The organism is Burkholderia sp. Bp8994 (assembly GCF_003853805.1).
Lineage (GTDB): Bacteria > Pseudomonadota > Gammaproteobacteria > Burkholderiales > Burkholderiaceae > Burkholderia.
Genome location: NZ_QTQH01000004.1, coordinates 188,183 through 211,875, shown reverse-complemented (window position 1 = coordinate 211,875; position 23,693 = coordinate 188,183). Strand labels below are relative to the sequence as shown.

General features: G+C 68.6%; 17 protein-coding genes. 10 read left to right on the top strand and 7 right to left on the bottom strand.

The window, feature by feature from the left end; genetic code table 11:
- The first annotated feature begins 190 nt into the window (after positions 1 to 190).
- The 4 genes from DIE04_RS05890 to aroG all read left to right on the top strand — a co-directional run bounded on the left by DIE04_RS05890 (position 191) and on the right by aroG (position 8,300).
- Positions 191 to 4,390, top strand: coding sequence for a YhdP family protein (locus DIE04_RS05890; protein WP_124487964.1), 4,200 nt, complete (start codon positions 191 to 193; stop codon positions 4,388 to 4,390).
- A gap of 51 nt (positions 4,391 to 4,441) precedes the next feature.
- On the top strand, positions 4,442 to 5,269 hold the full coding sequence (locus DIE04_RS05885; RefSeq protein ID WP_124487965.1) for a carbon-nitrogen hydrolase family protein: 828 nt from the start codon (positions 4,442 to 4,444) through the stop codon (positions 5,267 to 5,269).
- Between the two features lie 92 nt (positions 5,270 to 5,361).
- Positions 5,362 to 6,828 (top strand): metalloprotease TldD, encoded by a 1,467-nt coding sequence (gene tldD / locus DIE04_RS05880; RefSeq protein ID WP_059451318.1) that lies wholly within the window; start codon positions 5,362 to 5,364, stop codon positions 6,826 to 6,828.
- 398 nt (positions 6,829 to 7,226) lie between these two features.
- Positions 7,227 to 8,300, top strand: a complete 1,074-nt coding sequence (aroG, locus tag DIE04_RS05870; RefSeq protein WP_059465445.1) for a 3-deoxy-7-phosphoheptulonate synthase AroG — start codon at positions 7,227 to 7,229, stop codon at positions 8,298 to 8,300.
- Between the two features lie 114 nt (positions 8,301 to 8,414).
- Here the strand turns inward: aroG and hmpA are convergent, their stop codons facing one another.
- Both hmpA and DIE04_RS05860 read right to left on the bottom strand, forming a co-directional pair.
- Positions 8,415 to 9,623 (bottom strand): NO-inducible flavohemoprotein, encoded by a 1,209-nt coding sequence (hmpA, locus tag DIE04_RS05865; protein WP_124487966.1) that lies wholly within the window; start codon positions 9,621 to 9,623, stop codon positions 8,415 to 8,417.
- A 93-nt stretch (positions 9,624 to 9,716) separates the two neighbouring features.
- Positions 9,717 to 10,268 (bottom strand): cob(I)yrinic acid a,c-diamide adenosyltransferase, encoded by a 552-nt coding sequence (locus tag DIE04_RS05860; protein ID WP_044844034.1) that lies wholly within the window; start codon positions 10,266 to 10,268, stop codon positions 9,717 to 9,719.
- A 140-nt stretch (positions 10,269 to 10,408) separates the two neighbouring features.
- Here DIE04_RS05860 and DIE04_RS05855 point away from each other — a divergent pair, with 140 nt between their 5' ends.
- From DIE04_RS05855 to proC, 6 genes are all read left to right on the top strand, one after another.
- Positions 10,409 to 11,818: an FAD-binding oxidoreductase gene (locus DIE04_RS05855; RefSeq protein WP_124487967.1), complete on the top strand. Its 1,410-nt coding sequence runs from the start codon at positions 10,409 to 10,411 to the stop codon at positions 11,816 to 11,818.
- Positions 11,819 to 11,855: 37 nt separating this feature from the next.
- The gene (locus DIE04_RS05850) at positions 11,856 to 13,349 is read left to right on the top strand and encodes an FAD-linked oxidase C-terminal domain-containing protein (RefSeq protein WP_044844032.1); all 1,494 of its coding nucleotides are present in this window, start codon (positions 11,856 to 11,858) and stop codon (positions 13,347 to 13,349) included.
- Between the two features lie 180 nt (positions 13,350 to 13,529).
- Positions 13,530 to 14,618 (top strand): glycolate oxidase subunit GlcE, encoded by a 1,089-nt coding sequence (gene glcE, locus DIE04_RS05845; RefSeq protein ID WP_124487968.1) that lies wholly within the window; start codon positions 13,530 to 13,532, stop codon positions 14,616 to 14,618.
- Positions 14,619 to 14,908: 290 nt separating this feature from the next.
- Positions 14,909 to 16,135 (top strand): glycolate oxidase subunit GlcF, encoded by a 1,227-nt coding sequence (glcF, locus tag DIE04_RS05840; RefSeq protein WP_044844030.1) that lies wholly within the window; start codon positions 14,909 to 14,911, stop codon positions 16,133 to 16,135.
- Between the two features lie 136 nt (positions 16,136 to 16,271).
- Positions 16,272 to 16,970 (top strand): YggS family pyridoxal phosphate-dependent enzyme, encoded by a 699-nt coding sequence (locus tag DIE04_RS05835; protein WP_124487969.1) that lies wholly within the window; start codon positions 16,272 to 16,274, stop codon positions 16,968 to 16,970.
- Positions 16,971 to 17,020: 50 nt separating this feature from the next.
- Positions 17,021 to 17,833 carry a pyrroline-5-carboxylate reductase gene (gene proC, locus DIE04_RS05830; protein WP_124487970.1) on the top strand — a complete coding sequence of 271 codons (813 nt, stop codon included), beginning with the start codon at positions 17,021 to 17,023 and terminating at the stop codon, positions 17,831 to 17,833.
- A gap of 102 nt (positions 17,834 to 17,935) precedes the next feature.
- On the opposite strand, the gene ubiA is transcribed toward proC, so the two are convergent.
- The 5 genes from ubiA to DIE04_RS05810 all read right to left on the bottom strand — a co-directional run bounded on the left by ubiA (position 17,936) and on the right by DIE04_RS05810 (position 23,673).
- A complete protein-coding gene (ubiA, locus tag DIE04_RS05825; RefSeq protein WP_124487971.1) occupies positions 17,936 to 18,808 on the bottom strand; it encodes a 4-hydroxybenzoate octaprenyltransferase in 873 nt (290 codons plus the stop codon).
- 297 nt (positions 18,809 to 19,105) lie between these two features.
- Positions 19,106 to 19,594 carry a non-specific DNA-binding protein DpsA gene (gene dpsA / locus DIE04_RS05820; protein WP_044844027.1) on the bottom strand — a complete coding sequence of 163 codons (489 nt, stop codon included), beginning with the start codon at positions 19,592 to 19,594 and terminating at the stop codon, positions 19,106 to 19,108.
- Positions 19,595 to 19,714: 120 nt separating this feature from the next.
- Positions 19,715 to 19,870, bottom strand: a complete 156-nt coding sequence (locus DIE04_RS29675; protein WP_185500316.1) for a hypothetical protein — start codon at positions 19,868 to 19,870, stop codon at positions 19,715 to 19,717.
- Positions 19,871 to 19,974: 104 nt separating this feature from the next.
- Complete coding sequence (katG, locus tag DIE04_RS05815; protein ID WP_124487972.1) at positions 19,975 to 22,161, bottom strand: catalase/peroxidase HPI; 2,187 nt, start codon at positions 22,159 to 22,161, stop codon at positions 19,975 to 19,977.
- A gap of 552 nt (positions 22,162 to 22,713) precedes the next feature.
- Positions 22,714 to 23,673, bottom strand: a complete 960-nt coding sequence (locus DIE04_RS05810) for a hydrogen peroxide-inducible genes activator (RefSeq protein WP_044844025.1) — start codon at positions 23,671 to 23,673, stop codon at positions 22,714 to 22,716.
- Between the last annotated feature and the right edge of the window lie 20 nt (positions 23,674 to 23,693).

Genomic DNA, 23,693 nt, shown 5'->3' with positions numbered 1-23,693 from the left:
ACAACGCGTGCGCGCCCCGCTGCCGACAGGCCCCTTGGACTCGGCGCGGTGTCGCGACGCGGGTGCGCCGCCGCGACAACCGCGCGCCGGAAAGCCCGTGCCGTGCGGCCTCAACGGCCGCCGGCACGAACCCGTGTGATACATTTCAACGTCAGTCTGCAAAACTACCATATCGCCGCCCTTCCGCCGCATGTCCGACCGTCAGGAATCCGCCGTAGCTGAGCCCGAAGCGGGACCTCCGAAGCACGATCATCCGGTCCTGCGTCGCGTGTTCAGGGTGACGCTGGCAGTCGGGATCGGCACGTACTTCGTCGCGTCCGGCGTGTTCCTCGGGATGCGCTACGTGCTGCTGCCGCGCATCGACGAGTACCGCCCGCGCATCGAGCGCGCGGTGTCCGACAAGCTGCACGCACAGCTTTCGATCGGCAAGCTGTCTCCGCACTGGTCCGGCATGCAGCCGGGCGTCGAAGTCGCCAACCTCACCATTCGCGGCCGTGACGGCCAGATCGCGCTGTCGGTCCCGCACGCGACGGCAGCGCTGTCGTGGATGTCGCTGCTGCGGCTGTCGCCTGCGCTGTCGAGCCTGATCGTCGACCATCCCGACCTCGTCGTCGCGCGCGCCGCCGACGGCTCGCTGAGCGTCGCGGGCGTCGGCGTCGCGACCACCCATGGCGGCAACGACACGTTCGGCACGTGGCTGCTGAAGCAGGAAGCGATCGTGCTGCGCAACGGCACGCTGCGCTGGCGCGACGCGCAGCACGACGCACCGGAACTCGCGCTGTCCGGCATCCGCCTCGCGGTGCTCAACCACGGCCGCGAGCACAAGGCCGCGCTGCAGGCGCCCGCGAACGGCACGCTGCTGCTCGGCCCGCTCGATTTCCGCGCGCGTTTCCGCCACAAGCCGCTCGCGCCGATCGGCAAGCCGACGAACTGGACCGGCGACGCGTACCTGTCGACCGGCCCGGTCGACCTGCAGACGCTCGGCCGCTATCTCGACATTCCGCTCACGATCCACGCGGGCCGGATCGACAACGCGATCTGGGCGACCTTCCAGGACGGCCACCTGCGCTCCGCGGGCGGCGACCTGCAGGGCGCCGACGTCGTGCTGCGCGTCCGGCCGACCCAGCCGCGCCTCGACGTGCCGACGGTCGGGTTCGGCTGGGACATGGCGCTGGACGCCGGCCACGACTACACGCTGCACCTGACGCGCTTCAACGCGGAGCTCGGCCAGCCGCCGCTGCCGGACGGCACGCCGCTCGCCCGTTCGCTCGCGCTGTCGACGCTGACCGCCCGCTACCGCGTGCCGACCGCCGACCAGGGGCAGCTGCTCAGCGTCGTCGGCGACCGCGTCGATCTCGGCATCCTCAGCGAGTTCATCCGCGGGCTGCCGCTGCCCGCGCGGCTGCGCAACGAGCTGATCAAGCTCGACCCGCGCGGGATGGTGTCGAACTATCACATCGAGGTCGAACGCGCGAAGCCGGCGCGGCCCGACCTGGCCGACGAAGAGCGGCGCATGGGCGCCGCGCCGATCGTCCGCTACCGCTTCCTCGGCGATCTGCAGGGCATCAGCGTCGCCGCGCAGGAGCCGCCGCCGGGTCTTTCCCCGCGCGGTCACCCGCGCGCCGGCTGGCCGGGCGTCGAGAATTTGTGGGGCCACATCGACGCGAACGAAACCGGCGGCAGCGCGCACTTCGACACGGTCAATGCGGCGGTCACGGTGCCCGGCGAATTCGACGAGCCGCGCCTGACCTTCGACCGGCTGCGCGGCAACGCGAAATGGGTGATCACGCCGGCGCCGGGCGAGAAGCACGCGCGCGTCGACGTGACGTTGCCCGACCTGTTCGTCGCGAACCCCGACGCGGAAATCGCGGTGTCGGGGACGTACACGAACCCCGGCCACGGCCGCGGCTCGCTCGACCTGCGCGCGGATTTCGCGCGCGCGTCGGTTGCGCGCATTCCGCGCTACCTGCCGACCGGGATGTCCGAGCACCTGCGCGACTATCTCGGCCATGCGCTGCAGGACGGCCAGGTGACCAAGGGAGCCTCGATCGTCGCCCGCGGCCCGCTCGAGAAATTCCCGTTCGAACACGAGCCGGACGCCGGCGTGTTCCACATCGTCGCGCCGTTCACCGGCGGGCGCTTCGAGCCGACGCCGTACCCGCCGCGCAAGCTCGCGAACGGCACGCCGAGCATCTGGCCCGCACTCGACGGAATCGACGGCGTGTTCGAGCTCGCGCAGAACAAGCTGCGCTTCGACATCGCGCGCGCGCACTACAAGCGCGTCGCGCTGACGAAGGTCGCCGGCCGGATCGACGATCTCGGCAATCCATCGAAGTCGCCGCTCGTCATCGACGGCCATGCGCAAGGCCCGCTCGCGGACCTGATCGACTACGCGGACAACAGCTCGCTCGGCGCGATGAGCGGGCACATCGGCCAGCGGATCGATGCGCAGGGGCCCGCGGCGCTCGCGCTCAAGATCACGATTCCGCAGCACGTTCCGCATCCGCATACGCACGTCGAGGGCACGCTCGCGTTCGGCGGCAACACGCTGTCGACCGACGGCGTGCCGCCGCTGTCCGCGCTGCGCGGCAGCGTGCGCTTCAGCGAGGCCGGCGCGGCGCTGCACGAGCTGTCGGGGCGCTTCCTCGGCGGCCCGGTGCGCGCGAACGGCAACTTCCAGTCGCACGGCCCATACGCGGTGGACGTCGACGGCAAGCTCGCGCTCGACGCCGCGCGCGGCCTGAACCTGCGCGGCACGGCCGCGGCGCTGCTCGAGCACGTGGTCGGCGACGCGCCGTACCAGCTCGCCGTGCGCGGCGCGCCGGGCCGCCTGCCGGAGGTCACCGCGCATTCCGACCTGACGGGCGTCGCGCTGAATTTCCCGGCGCCGTTCGCGAAACCGGCCGGCACGCCGATGCCGTTCCGCTTCACACTGCAGCCGGCCGCCCAGGCCGGCGGCAAGCGCCTCGAGCATGCCGACCTGACGCTCGGGCCCGTGTCTGCGACCTACCTGCTCGACGCCACGTCGGGCCAGCCGCTGCGCGCGGTGCGCGGCGCGATGGGCATCCACCGGATGCCCGATCTGCCGCAGGACGGCGTGAGCGCCGCCGTCGACGTCGACGAACTGGATGCCGACGCCTGGCTCGCGCTCGCCCGCACGCTGCAGCACGACACGCCGCGCGCGCCGGAGCCGCAGGCCGCGCCGCGCGTCGACGTCGCGAGCTTCACGCCGAAGCGCTTCGCGCTCCACTTCGGCACGCTGAAGCTGCTCAAGCGCAACTGGGAAAACGTGATCATCGGCGCGTCGCACGTCGACGAGCTGTGGCAGGCGAACATCGCGTCGAACCAGGTATCGGGCTACCTGTCGTGGGCGCCGGGCGGCGGCCACAACGGTGCGGGCGTGCTGAACGCGCGGCTCGCGAAGCTCGTGATCCCGCAGAGCGCGCAGCACGACCTCGTCGGCCGCGCGATGAACCTGCCGACGCCGACCGACCGGCCGATGCCGTCGGTCGACCTGATCGTCGACCAGGTCGTCGCGCGCGATCACGACATCGGCAGGCTCGTCGTCAACGCGCGCAACCTCGAGGAAGACGGCGCGCCGGTGTGGCAGCTCGACAAGTTCGAGCTGGCGAACCCGGCCGCGAAGCTGACGGCGACCGGCAACTGGCGCACGTCGCGCCGCGCGCTGGCCCGCGGCGTCGACGAAAACGATGCGCCGCGCCGCAGCGTGTTCGACTTCAAGCTCGACGTCGGCAACGCGGGCGCGCTGCTCGACCTCGTCGGCCTGCCGCGCACGCTTGCAAACGGCCACGGCACCGTGACCGGCAAGGTCGGCTGGCGCGGCGGCCCGACCGCGGTCGATCTGCCGTCGCTCGGCGGCCAGGTCGCGCTCGACCTGGAACACGGCCAGATCCTGAAGGTCGATCCGGGTGCCGCGAAACTGCTCGGCGTGCTGAGCCTGCAGAGCCTCGCCCGCTTCCTGACGCTGAATTTCCGTGACGTGATCGGCAAGGGACTGCCGTTCGACAAGATCACGGGCACCAGCCGGATCTCGAACGGGATCGCGCGCACCGACGACTTCTCGATGACGACGGCACCGGCGAACGTGACGGTGCGTGGCGCGGTCGACCTCGGCGCCGAGACGCAGGACCTGCACGCGCACGTCGCGCCGAAGATCGGCGCCGGCACGGCGGCAATCGCGGCCGCGATCATCAATCCGCTGCTGGGTGTCGGCGTGCTCGCCGCGAACTACGCGCTGTCGGAGACGCTGTCGCACGCGTTCGCGCTCGACTACGCGATCACGGGCTCGTGGGCGCATCCGCACATCGAGCGGGTGCGAGGCGATCAGGGTAAGATGAATCACGGTCCGGCCGATGCGGCGAGCCACTGACGCGCGCAGGGTGCCGGGCCGCACCCCATTTATGACGCAACCGATCCAGCGATGACCGATCACACCCGTTTCGCCACGCCCTTTCGGGTCGCCGCGCTGCAGATGGTGAGCACGCCGGACGTCGCACGCAATCTCGCCGAAGCCGGCCGCCTGATCGCGGAAGCGGCCGGCGACGGCGCGCAGCTCGTACTGCTGCCCGAGTATTTCTGCTTCATGGGCCATCGCGACACCGACAAGCTCGCGCTCGCCGAACCCTACCGCGACGGCCCGATCCAGCGCTTCCTGTCGGAGGCCGCGCACCGTCACGGCATCTGGGTGATCGGCGGCACGCTGCCGCTGAAGGCGCCGGAGCCCGATCGCGTGCTGAACACGACGCTCGTGTTCGACCCGAACGGCCAGGAAGCCGCCCGCTACGACAAGATCCACCTGTTCAACTTCGAGAAAGGCGACGAATCGTTCGACGAGGCGCGCACGATCCGCGCGGGCGACACGGTCGTCGCGTTCGACGCGCCGTTCGGGCGGGTCGGCCTGTCGGTCTGTTACGATCTGCGCTTTCCGGAGCTGTATCGCAGGATGGGCGACTGCGCGCTGATCGTCGTGCCGTCGGCGTTTACGTATACGACGGGCCGCGCGCACTGGGAAATGCTGCTGCGCGCGCGGGCCGTGGAGAACCAGTGCTACGTGCTCGCGGCCGCGCAAGGCGGCAAGCACGAGAACGGCCGGCGCACCTGGGGCCACAGCATGCTGATCGACCCGTGGGGCGAGATCGTCGCGGTCCGCGACGAAGGCGCGAGCGTCGTGACCGGCGCGCTCGATCCGCAGCGCATCGCCGACGTGCGCCAGAGCCTGCCCGCGTGGCGGCATCGCGTGCTGGCCTGAACCGCTGAACCGCCCGGCGCTTGAAACGCCGCCCGGCCAACCCATCTGCCCAGAACGCACCCGACAACTTTTTGAGAACCCTCGATACCCGCATGAACATCATCGAACCCGGCATCCGCAATCTTGCGCTGGCGAAGGACATCCTCCTCACGCCGTACGGCCTCGACGAGAGCCTGCTCACGCGCACGATCGCCGACATCTTCACGCATCGCGTCGACTACGCCGACCTGTACTTCCAGGCGACCCGCAGCGAAGCGTGGAGCCTCGAGGAAGGCATCGTGAAGTCGGGCAGCTTCAGCATCGACCAGGGCGTCGGCGTGCGCGCGGTCGCGGGCGACCGCACCGCGTTCGCCTACTCGGACGACCTGTCGCCGGAAGCCATCGCGCAGGCGGCCGCGGCCACCAAGGCGATCGCGGCGGCCGGCGGCGGCCGCCAGAAGATCAAGGCGGCGACGTCCCTGAAGGGCATCTCGGGCCGCGACCTGTACCTGCCGTCCGATCCGCTCGCGTCGCTCGACGCGACCGCGAAGGTCAAGCTGCTCGAGCGCATCGAGCAGATGGCGCGCGGGCGCGACCCGCGCGTCACGCAGGTGATGGCGGGCCTCGCCGGCGAATACGACGTCGTGCTGGTCGCGCGCAGCGACGGCGCGCTCGCGGCCGACATCCGCCCGCTCGTGCGCGTGTCGGTCACGGTGATCGCCGAACAGAACGGCCGCCGCGAGATCGGCTCCGGCGGCGGCGGCGGCCGCTTCGACTACGGCTACTTCACCGACGAAGTGCTGTCGCGCTACGTCGACGACGCCGTGCACGCGGCGCTCGTCAACCTCGACGCGCGCCCCGCGCCGGCCGGCGCGATGACCGTCGTGCTCGGGCCGGGCTGGCCGGGCGTGCTGCTGCACGAGGCGATCGGCCACGGCCTCGAGGGCGACTTCAACCGCAAGGGTTCGTCGGCGTTCGCCGGCCGGATCGGCGAGCAGGTCGCCGCGAAGGGCGTGACGGTGGTCGACGACGGCACGCTGCCGAACCGCCGCGGCTCGCTGAACATCGACGACGAAGGCAACCCGACGCAGTGCACGACGCTGATCGAGGACGGCATCCTGAAGGGCTACATCCAGGACACGCTGAACGCGCGCCTGATGAAGATGCCCGTCACCGGCAACGCGCGGCGCGAGTCGTACGCGGCGCTGCCGATGCCGCGCATGACCAACACGTACATGCTGAACGGCGACAAGGATCCGCAGGAAATCATCGCGTCGGTGAAGAACGGCCTGTACGCGGTGAACTTCGGCGGCGGCCAGGTCGACATCACGAACGGCAAGTTCGTGTTCTCGGCGTCCGAGGCGTACATGATCGAGAACGGCAAGATCACCTACCCGGTGAAGGGCGCGACGCTGATCGGCAGCGGCCCGGAATCGCTGAAGTACGTGAGCATGATCGGCAACGACATGTCGCTCGACTCGGGCGTCGGCGTGTGCGGCAAGGAAGGCCAGAGCGTGCCGGTGGGCGTCGGCCAGCCGACCCTGCGGATCGACAAGATGACGGTCGGCGGTACGGCATAACCGCATCGCGGCGCATACAATCCGCGCATTTTGGCAAAAGCGCGCGGATTCTCCGCATTTTTGAGCACCCCCGGTTGCCAGCGACGCGGCGACCGGGTATAAATTCCGAATCAACTTTTTTGACGAACCGAATCTCCGTCATGTCCGCCAAGTTTTATTTTTACTTTTTTTGGCATCTCAGACCGCTGGCGGATCGAGAGGGTTGATGGCGCGTGAAGCGCAACCGAAATTCCCGAAAAAACCGCCGGCGAACCCGGCGGTTTTTTTTCGCCCTTCGCCACCCGGTCGCCGCCGCAGCGGATCCCGCGGCCCCGACCGAAATCACTGAATCGCTTGAATCGATGAATCTGCCGCACGCGCACTGACCGAACGGCGCCCGCAAAACCAGGAGAAACAGCATGCCCCCGCACAACACCGACGACGTCCGCATCCGCGAACTCAAGGAACTGACGCCGCCCGCCCACCTGATCCGCGAATTCGCGTGCTCCGAGGCCGCGTCCGAGCTGATCTACAACTCGCGCCAGTCGATGCACCGCATCCTGCACGGGATGGACGACCGGCTGATCGTCGTGATCGGGCCGTGCTCGATCCACGATACGAAGGCGGCGATCGAGTACGCGGGGCGGCTCGTGAAGGAGCGCGAGCGCTTCAAGGGCGAACTGGAAATCGTGATGCGCGTGTACTTCGAGAAGCCGCGCACGACGGTCGGCTGGAAGGGGCTCATCAACGATCCGCACCTCGACAACAGCTTCAAGATCAACGAAGGGCTGCGCACCGCGCGCGAGCTGCTGCTGCAGATCAACGAGATGGGGCTGCCGGCCGCGACCGAATACCTCGACATGATCAGCCCGCAGTACATCGCCGACCTGATCTCGTGGGGCGCGATCGGCGCGCGCACGACCGAGTCGCAGGTGCACCGCGAGCTGGCGTCGGGGCTGTCGTGCCCGGTCGGCTTCAAGAACGGCACCGACGGCAACGTGAAGATCGCGGTCGACGCGATCAAGGCCGCATCGCAGCCGCACCATTTCCTGTCGGTGACGAAGGGCGGCCATTCGGCGATCGTGTCGACGGCCGGCAACGAGGACTGCCACGTGATCCTGCGCGGCGGCAAGACGCCGAACTACGACGCGGACAGCGTGAACGCCGCGTGCGCGGACATCGGCAAGGCCGGCCTCGCCGCGCGCCTGATGATCGACGCGAGCCACGCGAACAGCTCGAAGAAGCACGAGAACCAGATTCCCGTGTGCGCGGACATCGGCCGCCAGGTCGCGGCCGGCGACGAGCGCATCGTCGGCGTGATGATCGAGTCGCACCTCGTCGAGGGGCGCCAGGACCTGAAGGAAGGCTGCCCGCTGACCTACGGCCAGAGCATCACCGACGCGTGCATCGCGTGGGACGACAGCGTGAAGGTGCTCGAAGGCCTCGCGGAATCGGTGAAGGCACGCCGCGTCGCGCGCGGCAGCGGGAACTGATCGCCGGCGGGCCCGAGGCGGCACATGCCGCCTGCGGGCTCCGGCCTGCGCCGCAAGAAACGAAGCCCGGCTTGCGCCGGGCTTCTTCATGTGCGAGCAGCCGCCGTCGGATCCTCATTCGAGCGCGCCCGAGCCGAAGATCTCGGTGTTGATGCGTTCCGGCGCGACGCCGAGCGCGACCAGCGCATCGCGTTGCGCCTTCATGAACGCGATCGGGCCGCAAATGTAGTAGTCGGCATCCGCAACCAGCGCGTATTGCTTCACGCGTTCCGGCGTCAGGCGCCCTTCGAGGTCGTGATCGATGCCGACGCGATCGTTCGGGCCGACCAGCTCGTACAGCACCGTGCGCTTGACGTTCGCGTGTTCGCGCACCGTATCGTTCAGCCAGTCGCGGAACGCATGCACCGCGCCCGACCGGCATGCGTGGACGAACCGTACTTCACGCGTGCTGCCTTCGCCGACCAGCGTCGAGGCCATCGACACCATCGGCGTGAGCCCGACGCCGCCCGAGATCAGCACGACCGGCGTATCGACGCCGCGCTTCAGCGAGAATTCGCCCATCGGCGAGGTCACCTCGACGATTGCGCCCTCCTCCACGCCGTCATGCATCAGCGTCGACACCTTGCCGGCCGGGATCGCTTCCGGCTGGCCGGCCTCGCGCTTCACCGAGATGCGCAGCCACTTGCCGTGCGGCGCGTCGGACAGGCTGTACTGGCGCGGCTGATCGACGCCGAGATCGCCGACGAAGCGCTTCACCGTGACGTACTGGCCGGGCGCGAAGGTCGGCGCGTCGCCGCCGTCGGCGGGCGTCAGGTAGAACGACGTGATCTCGTCGCTCTCACGCACCTTGCGGGCAACCTTGAACGGACGGAAGCCGCTCCACGCGGCGCCCGCGTACAGGTCGGCCTCGGCGCCGATCAGGATCTGCGCGAGCTGGCCGTACGCGACGCGCCATGCCTCGAGCGTCTCGGCGTCGACCGCATCGCCGAGCACTTCGACGATCGACGCGAGCAGGTTCTCGCCGACGATCGGGTAATGCTCGGGGCGGATGTTCAGGCTCGCGTGCTTGTGCGCGATGTGCGACACCGCCCCGCCGAGCGCGCCGAGGTTGTCGATGTTCGCCGCATACGCATAGACCGCCTTCGCGAGCGTTTCCGGCTGGCTGCCGGTCTTCTGGTGCGTCTGGTTGAACAGGTTCTTCAGTTCCGGATGCCGCGCGAACATGCGCTGGTAGAAATGCTTCGTGATCGTCGCGCCGTGCACGGCGAGGACAGGGGCAGTGGCCTTCACGCGAGCCATCTGGTCAGCGGTGATGTGGGTCATGTCGTTCTCCGTTAAACATGCGCTTACGATACATCTTTAAAAACAGACGTCCGTCGGGCAAATTGTCGCAGTGCGGAAACACGACGCCGGGGGTCAGCGGACGCGCCCGCGCTCCCACAGCACGTCCGAGCCGCCATCCGCGCGGTTCAGCACACGCGCCAGCACGAACAGCAGGTCCGACAGCCGGTTCACGTAACGCCGCGGCGCGTCATTGAGCGTATCGGTGCGCCCGAGCGCGACGATCGAGCGCTCCGCGCGGCGGCACACCGTCCGGCAGACGTGCGCGAGCGACGCCGCGCGCGAGCCGGCCGGCAGAATGAATTCCTTCAGCGGCGGCAGCGTCGCGTTGTAGTCGGCCAGCCACGTGTCGAGGCGCGCGAGGTGCGTGTCGTCGAGCACCGCATGGCCGGGAATGCACAGCTCGCCGCCGAGATCGAACAGGTCGTGCTGGATCGTGACGAGCGCCGTGCGCACGTCGTCCGGCAGCGTCTCGGCGAGCAGCACGCCGAGATTCGAGTTCAGTTCGTCGACGTCGCCGATCGCGGCGATCCGCGCGTCGTCCTTGCCGATGCGCCGGCCGTCGCCGAGGCCGGTGGTGCCGTCGTCGCCCGTGCGCGTCGCGATCTTGCTCAAGCGGTTGCCCATGCGAATGTCCTCTCGTGCGCGGCCGCGATGCGGCCCGGTTGGGTTGGTACGCGATTATCGCAGCCCGCGGCGGCGGGCGCAGCGGGCGTTCCAGCGTAGAATGGGCCGAAGGTTTGACAAGCAGTCGTCAGGAGACATTCGTGAATCACCCTGCCCCGCCGGCCACCACGCGCCGCCCGCTGCCCCCCGCCATGCTCGATGCGCTGCGCGCCGCCTTCGGCGAGCGCGTGTCGACCGCCGACGCCGTCCGCGCCCATCACGGCCGCGACGAATCGCCGTTCGATCCGCAACTGCCCGACGCCGTCGTGTTCGCCCGCAACGCCGATGAAGTCCGCCAAGTCGTGTCGCTGTGCGCGCTCTACAGCGTGCCGCTGATCCCGTACGGCGCCGGCTCGTCGCTCGAAGGCCATCTGCTCGCGGTGCGCGGCGGCGTCTCGCTCGACCTGTCGGAAATGAACCGTGTGCTGTCGATCAACGCGGAAGACCTGACGGTCACGGTCGAACCGGGCATCACGCGCAAGGCGCTCAACGAAGCGCTGCGCGACACCGGCCTGTTCTTCCCGATCGATCCGGGCGCCGACGCCAGCATCGGCGGGATGACCGCGACCCGCGCATCGGGCACCAACGCCGTGCGCTACGGAACCATGCGCGAGAACGTGCTCGGCCTGACCGCCGTGCTCGCCGACGGCCGCGTCGTGAAGACGGGCTCGCGCGCGCGCAAGTCGTCCGCCGGCTACGACCTCACGCGCCTGTTCGTCGGCTCCGAAGGCACGCTCGGCGTGATCACCGAGATCACGCTGCGCCTGCATCCGCTGCCCGAAGCCGTGTCGGCCGCGATCTGCACGTTCCCGTCGATGGGCGACGCGGTGCGCACGGTGATCGAAACGATCCAGATCGGCGTGCCGATCGCGCGCGTCGAATTCGTCGACGCGCTCGCGGTGCGCTCGATCAACCGCCATTCGAACCTGACGCTCGCCGAAGCGCCGACGCTGTTCTTCGAATTCCACGGCACCGAGGCCGGCGTGAAGGAACAGGCCGAGCTCGTGCAGGCGCTCGCGGGCCAGAACAACGGCCAGGGCTTCGAATGGGCGACCCGCCCCGAGGACCGCACGCGGCTCTGGGCCGCGCGCCACAACGCGTACTTCGCGATGCTGCAGCTGAAGCCCGGCTGCCGCGCGGTGACGACCGACGTGTGCGTGCCGATCTCGCAGCTCGCCGCGTGCGTCGAGGAAACCGAGATCGACCTGCGCGCATCGTCGCTGCCCTGCCCGATCGTCGGCCACGTCGGCGACGGCAATTTCCACGTCGCGATCCTGATCGATCCCGACAGGCCCGAGGAAATCGACGAAGCCGAACGCATCAACGACCGGATCGTCGAGCGCGCGCTGCGCCTCGGCGGCACCTGCACCGGCGAACACGGCGTCGGGCTGCACAAGATGCGCTTCCTGCCGAAGGAGCACGGCGACAACGCGATCGATGCGATGCGCGCGATCAAGCTGGCGCTCGATCCGCGCAACCTGATGAATCCCGGCAAGATCTTCACGTGCTGACACGGCGGCGCGCCGCCGCGCCCCGGCTGGAGACCCAATGAACGCTTCCGTCGAACTGTCGAGCGCGACCCGCGCGCAGCGCCAGCGCGAAGTCGTGCAGGCGCTGATGGCCGTGCTGCCGACGCATTGCCTGCTGTTCCGCGACGAAGACACCGCGCCGTACGAATGCGACGGCCTGTCGGCGTACCGCCGGCTGCCGCTCGCGGTCGCGCTACCCGAAACCGAATCGCAGGTGCAGCGGATCGTGCAGATCTGCCGCCGCATGGAAGTGCCGATCGTGCCGCGCGGCGCCGGCACGAGCCTGTCCGGCGGCGCGCTGCCGATCGCGAACGGCGTCGTGCTGTCGCTCGCGCGCTTCACGCGCATCGTCGAGGTCGATCCGTACGCGCGCACGGCCACCGTGCAGCCCGGCGTGCGCAACCTCGCGATTTCGGAAGCCGCCGCGCCTTACGGGCTGTACTACGCCCCCGATCCTTCGTCGCAGATCGCCTGCACGATCGGCGGCAACGTCGCCGAAAATTCCGGCGGCGTCCATTGCCTGAAATACGGGCTGACGGTGCACAACGTGATGCGCGTGCGCGCGGTCACGATCGACGGCGAGGTCGTCGAATTCGGCTCGCTCGGTCTCGACGCGCCGGGCCTCGACCTGCTCGCGGTGATGATCGGCAGCGAAGGGATGTTCGCGATCGTCACCGAAATCACGGTGAAGCTGATCCCGAAACCGCAGACCGCACAGCTCGTCATGGCGAGCTTCGACGATGTCGTGAAGGGCGGAGAGGCTGTCGCCGCGATCATCGCGTCGGGCATCATCCCGGCGGGGCTGGAAATGATGGACAAGCCGGCCACCCAGGCCGTCGAGGCATTCACGCACGCGGGCTACGACCTCGACGCGAAGGCGATCCTGCTGTGCGAATCGGACGGCACGCCCGAAGAAGTCGCGGAGGAAATCGTCCGCATGACGGCCGTGCTGCGCGAGCATGGCGCGACGCGCATCCAGGTGTCCCGCAACGAAAGCGAGCGGCTGCGCTTCTGGTCCGGCCGCAAGAACGCGTTCCCGGCCGCCGGGCGCATTTCCGCCGACTATTACTGCATGGACGGCACCGTGCCGCGCCGTGCGATCGGCCCGCTGCTCGCCCGCATCGAGCAGCTCGAGACACGCTACGGGCTGCGCTGCATCAACGTGTTCCATGCCGGCGACGGCAACATGCATCCGCTGATTCTCTACAACGCGAACGATCCGGACGAGCTGCACCGCGCCGAGCAGTTCGGCGCGGAAATACTCGAATGCTGCGTGGAATTCGGCGGCAGCGTGACGGGCGAGCACGGCGTCGGCATCGAAAAGCTGAATTCGATGTGCGTGCAGTTCTCGCCGCAGGAGCGCGATGCGTTCTTCGCGGTCAAGCGCGCGTTCGATCCGGCCGGGCTGCTCAATCCCGACAAGGGCATCCCGACCCGCGCGCGCTGCGCCGAATACGGCCGCCAGCACGTGCGCGGAGGGCTGCTGCCGCACCCCGACCTGCCGCGTTTCTGAGCGCCGCGCGGTGCGCGGCCCGTGCCGCCGCGCGGGCCGCGATGTGCCGCCCTGCCCGCGCCGGCCGTGCGCGCGGCGACGCCCGCATGCATTCGTCATGCGTGGCTTAGGGATAGTCGCGATGTGGATTCGCGCCACCCCGGTACAATCGACCGGACAACAACGAGGCAGCAATACAACATGGAAGAGGACGACATCGTCGCCGGATGGGCCGAGCGCATCCGTGCCGCCAGTGCCGACGGCCGGCCGCTGCGGATTCGCGGCGGCGGCACCAAGGACTGGTACGGCCAGACGCTGGACGGCGAAATACTCGACACGCGTGCGTTTCAGGGCGTCGTGTCGTACGACCCGGCCGAACTCGTCGTCACGGTCCGCGCGGGCACGCCGCTCGCGCAGCTTGAAGCCGTCCTCGCCGAGTGCGGCCAGATGCTGCCGTTCGAGCCGCCTCACTTCGGCCGCGCGGCCACCGTCGGCGGCTGCGTCGCGGCGGGCCTCGCGGGGCCGCGCCGCGCGACCTGCGGCGCGCCGCGCGATTTCGTGCTCGGCGTCACGCTGATGAACGGCCGCGGCGAAGCGCTGCGCTTCGGCGGGCAGGTCGTGAAGAACGTCGCCGGCTACGACGTGTCGCGGCTGATGGCCGGCTCGCTCGGCACGCTCGGGCTGATGCTCGAGCTGTCGATCAAGGTGCTGCCGGTGCCCGTCGCCGAAGTCACGCTGAAGTTCGAGATGACCGCGACCGACGCGGTGCGCAAGCTCAACGAATGGGGCGGCCATCCGCTGCCCGTCAGCGCGAGCGCGTGGCGCAACGGCACGCTCGTGCTGCGGCTGTCGGGCGCCGAGGCGGCCGTGAAATCGGCGAAGACGCTGCTCGGCGGCGAAGTCGTCGACGCGGTCGAGGCCGAGCGCTTCTGGGCCGGCGTGCGCGAGCACACCGACCCGTTCTTCAACGGCATCCCGCCCGGCTATGCGCTGTGGCGGCTCGCGCTGCCGTCGATCACCGAACCGATGCACCTGCCCGGCACCCAGCTGATGGAATGGGGCGGCGCGCAGCGCTGGTGGATCACCGACGCCGACGCGCAGACGGTGCGCATGAGCGCAAAGCAGGCCGGCGGCCATGCGACGCTGTTCCGCGCGGGCGAGTCGTACGACCGCAGCGCGGGCGTGTTCACGCCGCTGCCCGCGCCGCTGATGAAGATTCACCGCGGGCTGAAGGCTGCGTTCGATCCCGCGCGCATCTTCAATCGCGGCCGGCTTTACCCTGATCTTTAGGGTCTGTTTATATATGGAACGCACATGCGAATGCCCGAAATCGCGCGTAGGGCAAGAAGTGAGGAGCGCCGTTTGGCCGAGCCAAACAAGCGACGAGCGACGCCGCCATACGGGCGATTTCGGGCATTCCCGTGGAATGAATCTTTTGATTAGGGGTTGCCACGAGAACGGCCGCTCGCCGCGTTGCGCTCCTTGCGAATACGCCAGTATTCGCGGCGTCACGCGCCTCGCGAGCGGCCGTTCTCGTGGCAACGCATGCGCGTTCCATATATAAACAGACCCTAAGATCGATGCAAACGAACCTCGCCGATTTCATCCGCAATACGCCCGACGGCGACGAGGCCGACGCGATCCTGCGCAAGTGCGTGCATTGCGGCTTCTGCACCGCGACGTGCCCGACCTATCAGCTGCTCGGCGACGAACTCGACGGCCCGCGCGGCCGCATCTACCTGATCAAGCAGATGGTCGAAGGCGCGCCCGTCACGCGCAGCACGCAGCAGCACCTCGACCGCTGCCTCACCTGCCGCAGCTGCGAGACGACCTGCCCGTCGGGTGTCCAGTACGGCCGGCTCGTCGAAATCGGCCGCAAGCACGTCGAGGCGCAAGTGCAGCGCCCCGTGCAGCAACGGCTCGTGCGCCGCGTGCTCGCCAGCCTCGTGCCGAACGCGGCGCTGTTCTCGCCGCTCATGCGGCTCGGCCAGCACATGCGGCCGCTCTTGCCGAAACGGCTGCGCGACAAGGTGCCGCCGCGCACGCGGCTGCTCGAATGGCCGCAGCGCCCCCATTCGCGCAAGATGCTGATGCTCGCCGGCTGCGTGCAGCCGTCGATGCTGCCGAACATCAACATCGCGACCGCGCGCGTGCTCGACGCGCTCGGGGTCGAGACGATCGTCGCGCCCGACGCGGGCTGCTGCGGCGCGATCCGCCTGCACCTGAACTATCACGACGAGGCGCTCGACGACGCGCGCCGCAACATCGACGCGTGGTGGCCGTACGTCGAGCAAGGCGCCGAAGCGATCGTGATGAACGCAACGGGCTGCGGCGCGACGGTGCTCGAATACGCGCACCTGCTGCGCGACGATCCGGCCTATGCGGAGAAGGCGCAGCGCATCGTCGCGCTGACGCGCGACATCTCCGACGTGCTGCTCGCGTTCGAGGCCGAGATCGCGACGCTCGCGCGGCGCCGCGCGATCCATACCGTCGCGTACCACCCGCCGTGCACGCTGCAGCACGGCCAGCAGTCGCGCGGCAAGGTCGAGCGCCTGCTCGAGACGCTCGGCATCGACGTCCGGCTGCCGGCCGACAGCCATCTGTGCTGCGGCTCGGCCGGCACCTATTCGCTGACGCAGCCGTCGCTGTCGTACCGGCTGCGCAAGCAGAAGCTGCTGAAGCTGCAGGCACTCGAGCCGCAGATGATCGTGTCCGGCAACGTCGGCTGCATCGCGCACCTGCAAAGCGGCACGCAGATTCCGGTCGCGCACTGGATCCAGCTCGTCGAACATCTGCTGTACGGCTGACGCGGATGGCCGGCCCCGCCGGCGCCCCGTCCGTATAATGGGCGAACCGATGCGGCGCGTGCCGTGCCGCACCCGCTGCCGCATTCGTCGCCATTCGCCGCCGTACTCGCTTCCCGTGCCTGCTTCCGTGCCCGTCATGTCCGATTTCGCCGTCCGTCTCGATTCCGTTCACCGCCGCATCGCCGACGCCGCCCGCGCGGCCGGCCGCGATCCCGCCACCGTCTCGCTGCTCGCCGTGTCGAAGACGTTTCCCGCCGACGACGTGCGCGCCGCGCATGCGGCCGGCCAACGCGCGTTCGGCGAGAACTACGTGCAGGAATCGATCGACAAGATCGACGCGCTCGCGGATCTGCGCGCCGCGCTCGAATGGCATTTCATCGGGCCGCTGCAATCGAACAAGACGCGCCCGGTCGCCGAACGGTTCGACTGGGTCCATTCGGTCGACCGGCTGAAGATCGCGCAGCGCCTCGCCGAACAGCGCCCCGCGCACCTGCCGCCGCTCAACGTATGCGTGCAGGTGAACATCAGCGGCGAGGCGTCGAAGAGCGGTGTCGCGCCGGCCGACGTGGCCGACGTCGCGCGCGCGGTCGCCGCGCTGCCGGCGCTGCGCCTGCGCGGCCTGATGGCGATTCCCGAGCCGGCCGGCGATATCGATGCGCAACGCGTGCCGCATCGCGCGCTGCGCGCGCTGTACGACGCATTGCGCGCCGACGGCCTGCCGCTCGACACGTTGTCGATGGGCATGTCCGCCGATCTCGAGGCCGCGGTGCTCGAAGGCGCGACCATCGTGCGCGTCGGCACCGCGATCTTCGGCGCCCGCGAATATTCGCACTGAGCGCCGCCCTTTTCCGCCTTCCCGTTCACTCACTTGCTCAATTCGACACCATGAAAATCGCATTCATCGGCGGCGGCAACATGGCCGCGGCCCTGATCGGCGGCCTGATCAAGCGCGGCGTCGCCGCTGACGGCCTGTATGCCATCGACGTCAACGAAGACGCCCGCGCGCGCACCGCGCAGCAGTTCGGCATCCGCACCGGCGCGGCCGTCGACGCGACGCTCGCGGACTACGACGCGATCGTGCTCGCGGTGAAACCGCAGGTGCTGAAGGACGTCGCGCAGGCGCTCGCGCCGCACCTGAAGTCGCAGCTCGTGATCAGCATCGCGGCCGGCATCCGCGGCACCGACCTCGCCCGCTGGCTCGGCGACTACGCACGCGTCGTGCGCACGATGCCGAACACGCCGGCGCTGGTCGGCATGGGCGTGACGGGCCTCGCCGCGCTGCCGGGCGTCGACGCGGCCGGTCGCGAGCTCGCGTCGAACGTGCTCGGGGCGGTCGGCGAGATCGTCTGGTTCGACGATGAAGCGCAGCTCGACGCGGTCACGGCGATCTCGGGCAGCGGCCCGGCGTACGTGTTCTATTTCATCGAAGCGCTGCAGGAAGCCGCGCGCCGCCTCGGCATGAACGACGAACAGGGCCGCGCGCTCGCGGTCGCGACGTTCGCGGGCGCCGCGCAACTCGCCGCTCAGTCGGGCGAACCGGCGAGCGTGCTGCGCGAGCGCGTGACGTCGAAGGGCGGCACGACGGCCGCCGCGCTCGCGTCGTTCGACGCGCAAGGCGTGAAGGAAGCGATCGTGCGCGGCGCGCTCGCGGCCGAGGCACGCGCGAAGGAAATGGGCGACGAGCTCGGTCGCGCGTAAGCGCCGCGTCGTCGGCCGGGCTTGCCCGGCCGCGCCAACAAAAAAAGCGGCCACGGCCGCTTTTTTGTTGGCATCGCGCACCGGCGAGGTGCCCGTACCGCTTCAGTTGGCAGCCGGCCCCGCCAGCAGGTAATGCACGGCGATCCCCGCGAACAGCACGCCGCCGAGCCAGTTGTTGTGCCGGAACGCCGCGAAGCACGGCATCCGCTCGCGATCCTTGATCAGCGTGTAGTGATACAGCGCGCAGCCGACCGCCGCAGCCCAGCCGGCCCAGTACGCGAGACCGAAGCCGAGCGTCACGCCGATCCACACATAGATGCCGAGCGTCACCGCATAGCACGCCATCACGGCCGCGACGTCGAAGCGGCCGAACGTCAGCGCGGACGTGCGAATGCCGATCTTGATGTCGTCGTCGCGGTCGACCATCGCGTATTCGGTGTCGTACGCGACCGACCAGAAGATGTTCGCCACCAGCATCACCCACGCGAGCATCGGCACCGTGTCCTGCACGGCCGCGAACGCCATCGGGATGCCAAAGCCGAACGCGATGCCGAGATACGCCTGCGGAATCGCGAAGAAACGCTTCATGAACGGGTACGAGCCGGCGACGAACAGCGCGACGACCGACAGCTCCTTCGTCAGCGTGTTGAGCGGCAGGATCAGCAGGAACGCGATGAACGACAGCACCACCGCGATCGCGACGGCTTCCCATGCGCGGATCTTGCCCGACGTCAGCGGCCGGTCGGCCGTGCGCTTCACGTGACGGTCGAAATCGCGGTCGGCATAGTCGTTCATCGCGCAGCCGGCCGAGCGCATCAGCAACGTGCCGAGCGCGAAGATCACCAGCAGCGGCCAGCGCGGATGACCGTCCGACGCGATCCACAGTGCGTTGAGCGTCGGCCAGAGCAGCAGCAGGCTGCCGATCGGCTTGTCCATCCGGACGAGCCGCAGGTACAGGGGAAAGCGGGCGAGCATGGCGAACCACCGGGAAGAGAATCCCGGCATTTTAGAGCCGAGCGGCGGTTCGCGTCATGTCGGGACGGCCCGCAGCCGGGTGCGGCGGCGCGCGCGCAGGCTGCCCGGGCCCGCTGCACGCGGCCGAGCAGCCGCATACGTCGATCAGGGGACAGATGCATGGGCGGTGCGCAGCCCGCCCTGCCGACATTCGATGCCGATGCAGGCAATCCGACCCCGCTTCGACTTCGGGACACCGCCCGGTTGCCGATCACCCGCTGACACCGGCCGCACGACGCACGGCCGGTCACCCCGGATTCAGGCAAGCAGCGACCGCAGCATCCACGCAGTCTTTTCATGCGTCTGCAGGCGCTGCGTCAGCAGGTCGGCGGTCGGCTCGTCGCTCGCCGCATCGGCGATCGGGAAGATTTCGCGCGCGGTGCGCACGACCGTCTCGTGCCCTTCGACGAGCTGGCGGATCATCTCTTCGGCCGCCGGCACGCCGTTCGCTTCCGGCACCGACGACAGCTTCGCGAAATCCGCGAACGTGCCCGGCGCGACGACGCCGAGCGTGCGAATGCGCTCGGCGACCAGGTCGACCGCGAGCCACAGTTCGTTGTACTGCTCTTCGAACATCAGATGCAGCGTGTTGAACATCGGCCCGGTGACGTTCCAGTGGAAGTTGTGGGTCTTCAGGTACAGCGAAAACGTATCGGCGAGCAGACGCGACAGGCCGTCCGCGATCTTCTTGCGGTCCTTGTCGCTGATGCCGATGTTGATCTGCGTGGCGTTGCCTTTCCTGGCCATCTTCGGGACTCCTCATTCGAAATGTTGAACCGGCGAAAACGCGTCGAGCAATCCGCATGCCGCGCCGTGCGGCATCCGTTCGCGACGTGCCAGTCTAGCGCGGCGCGCGATTCGCTGCGCTCAGCCGCCGGCGCTCGACACGAGCGGTGCGAGCGCGTGCAGCGCCTGCGCGACCAGCTCGGCCGCACCGCCGATGACGATCGCGAAACCGACGATACGGCGCGCCAGCTCGGCCGGCGTGAACGCGGCGCGCATGTTCAGCATCATTTGCGTCATGGTCGTCACTCCTTCGACAAGACCTTGAATCGGAAGAAAAAACGGCCGGTCGTGCGACCGGCCGTTTCACGTTACAGCGTGACTGCGTCAGCGCATCGCGACTTTCACGCGAGGTCGAAGCGGTCGAGGTTCATCACCTTGTTCCAGGCCGCGACGAAATCGCGCACGAACTTCTCGTGCGCGTCGGCGCTGCCGTACACCTCGGCCAGCGCCCGCAGCTGCGAGTGCGAACCGAAGATCAGGTCGACGCGCGTGCCGGTCCACTTGACCTGGCCCGTCGCCCGGTCGCGCCCTTCGAACACGTCGTTCGCGGCCGACACCGGCTTCCACTCCGTGCCCATGTCGAGCAGGTTCACGAAGAAGTCGTTGGTCAGCGCGCCCGGACGATCGGTGAACACGCCGTGCTTTGCGTCACCGACGTTCGCGCCGAGCACCCGCAGGCCGCCGACGAGCACCGTCAGCTCCGGCCCGCTCAGCGTCAGCAGCTGGGCCTTGTCGACCAGCAGCGCCTCGGCCGGCGTCTTGTACGCGTGCTTCAGGTAGTTGCGGAAACCGTCCGCAACCGGCTCGAGCACGGCCATCGCCTCGATGTCGGTCTGCTCTTGCGACGCGTCCATCCGGCCCGGTGCGAACGGCACCGTCACCGCGACACCCGCGTTCTTCGCGGCCTGCTCGACGCCGGCTGCACCGGCGAGCACGATCAGGTCGGCGAGCGACACCTTCTTGCCGCCCGTCTGCGCATCGTTGAACGCCTTCTGCACGCCTTCGAGCGTTTCGAGCACCGCGGCAAGTGCCGCCGGCTGGTTCACTTCCCAGTCCTTCTGCGGGGCGAGGCGGATGCGCGCGCCGTTCGCGCCGCCGCGCTTGTCCGAACCGCGGAACGTGGAAGCCGACGCCCACGCGGTCGACACGAGCTGCGCGACCGACAGCCCCGACGCGAGCACCTTCGCCTTCAGCGCCGCGACGTCGGCGGCGTCGATCAGTGGGTGGTCGACGGCCGGGATCGGGTCTTGCCACAGCAGTTGCTCGGCCGGCACTTCCGGGCCCAGATAGCGCGCACGCGGACCCATGTCGCGGTGCGTGAGCTTGAACCAGGCGCGCGCGAACGCGTCGGCGAACTCGGCCGGGTTCTCGTAGAAGCGGCGCGAGATCTTCTCGTAGGCCGGGTCGAAACGCAGCGACAGGTCGGTCGTCAGCATCGTCGGGCGATGCTTCTTCGCCGGATCGAACGCATCGGGAATCACCTCGTCGGCGCCCTTCGCAACCCACTGGTGCGCGCCGGCCGGGCTCTTCGTCAGTTCCCATTCATAGCCGAACAGGTGCTTGAAGAAGTCGTTGCTCCACTTCGTCGGCGTCGACGTCCACGTGACTTCGAGGCCGCTCGTGATCGCGTCGCGGCCCTTGCCCGATGCGTACGTGCTCTTCCAGCCGAGGCCCTGCTGCTCGATGCCCGCCGCTTCCGGCTCGGGGCCGACGTTCGTGGCGGGGCCGGCGCCGTGCGTCTTGCCGAACGTGTGGCCGCCGGCGATCAGCGCGACCGTCTCTTCGTCGTTCATCGCCATCCGCGCGAACGTCTCGCGGATGTCGCGGGCCGCCGCGACCGGGTCGGGGTTGCCGTCCGGGCCTTCCGGATTCACGTAGATGAGGCCCATCTGCACGGCCGCGAGCGGGTTCTCGAGATCACGGTCGCCCGAGTAGCGGCTGTTCGGGCCGCCGCTCAGTTCCAGCCAGATCTTTTCCGAACCCCAGTAGACGTCGTCCGGTTCCCATGTGTCGACGCGGCCGCCCGCGAAGCCGAAGGTCTTGAAGCCCATCGATTCGAGCGCGACGTTGCCGGTCAGGATCAGCAGGTCGGCCCACGAGATGTTGCGGCCGTACTTCTGCTTGATCGGCCACAACAGCCGGCGCGCCTTGTCGAGGTTGCCGTTGTCCGGCCAGCTGTTCAGCGGGGCGAAGCGCTGTTGCCCGCCGCCCGCGCCGCCGCGGCCGTCGGCGGTCCGGTACGTGCCGGCGCTGTGCCAGGCCATCCGGATGAACAGGCCGCCGTAGTGGCCGAAGTCGGCCGGCCACCAGTCCTGCGACGTGGTCATCAGCGCCTGCAGATCGCGCTTCACCGCCGCGAGGTCGAGCTTCTTGAACGCTTCCGCGTAGTCGAAATCCTTGTCCATCGGATCGGACAGCGCCGAGTGCCGGTGCAGGATGTTGAGATTGAGCTGGTTCGGCCACCAGTCCCTGTTCGACGTGCCGCCGGCCGCCGTATGGTTGAACGGACACTTCGATTCGGTCGACATGCTTTTTTCTCCTTTGCTTGACTCGTAAGCCCCCACTTGCCGGGCGCGGTTCATGGAGCATTGCGGGGGGATGAAACGGAACAGGTTGATCCTGTCGTACTACGGGGTGTCAGGCCGCGTGGCCTTCGATGCGGGTTGCGGGACTTCGGACATGCAACGCTCCCTCATGGCTGAACGGCGGTGAGTCGGGGAACACCGAACCGGCATGCAACGGCACTCATCCGCCATACGTACGGTCCGCCAGGTACGCGAACGCAATCGGGCACAGGCTCCGGGCCGCGGCCCTCGCACGATTGACGACCTCGTCGCGCGACGGGATGTTCCGCTGCGCGTGCTGCAGTACCGACCGCATCATGACATCCTCCTTTGACGCTTGCATTCAACGTGCGAATCGAACCGCCGATCCGACGCAATCCATGGGAATGATTCTAATTACGTCTATCGATAATTTGAATTTAATAAATTTCATCTATTCGATAGGCAAAAATAAACGGGGTCGCCAGACCCCGTTCATCCGCCTGCCTCGGGAGCACTGCTCCCTGATCAGTTCACTCAGTTCATCGTCGCCGGCATGTCGAGCTTCGCGACGCCCGGCAGCTCGCATGCGGCGATCGCCTCGCTGATCGCGTCGATCGCGGGCATCCGCGTGAAGCTCTTGCGCCATACCAGCACGACGCGGCGGTCCGGCACCGGTTCGTTGAACGGCACGTACGACAGCAACTCGGCGTCGGGGCCGTTCGCGCGCGGGCCGACCTCGGCGACCGACATCCGCGGCAGCACCGTGATGCCGACGCCGCTCGCGACCATATGGCGAATCGTTTCGAGCGATGAGCCCTCGAAGGTCTTCTGGATGCCGTCGGCCGTCTGCGAGAAGCGCATCAGCTCCGGGCACACGCCGAGCACGTGATCGCGGAAGCAATGGCCGTTGCCGAGCAGCAGCATGGTTTCCTGCTTCAGGTCCTCGGCGTCGATTTCCTCGCGCTTCTCCCACGGATGGCCAGCCGGCAGCGCGACGACGAACGGCTCGTCGTACAGCGGCCGCACCATCAGGCCGGTTTCGGGGAACGGCAGCGCCATGATCGCGGCGTCGATCTCGCCCTGCTTCAGCAGTTCGAGCAGCTTCAGCGTGTAGTTTTCCTGCAGCATCAGCGGCATCTGCGGCACGCGCTGGATCATCTGCTTGACGAGCGTCGGCAGCAGGTACGGCCCGATCGTGTAGATCACGCCGAGCCGGAACGGGCCGACGAGCGGGTCCTTGCCCTGCTTCGCGATCTCCTTGATCGCGAAGGTCTGCTCGAGCACGCGCTGCGCCTGCGTGACGATCTGGTCGCCGATCGGGGTCACGCTCACTTCGCTCGCGCCGCGCTCGAAAATCTGCACGTTGAGCTCGTCTTCGAGCTTCTTGATCGCCACCGACAGCGTCGGCTGGCTCACGAAGCACGCTTCGGCCGCGCGACCGAAGTGCCGTTCGCGCGCGACCGCGACGATGTATTTCAATTCAGTCAGGGTCATTGTGGGTCAATCAGGGATAT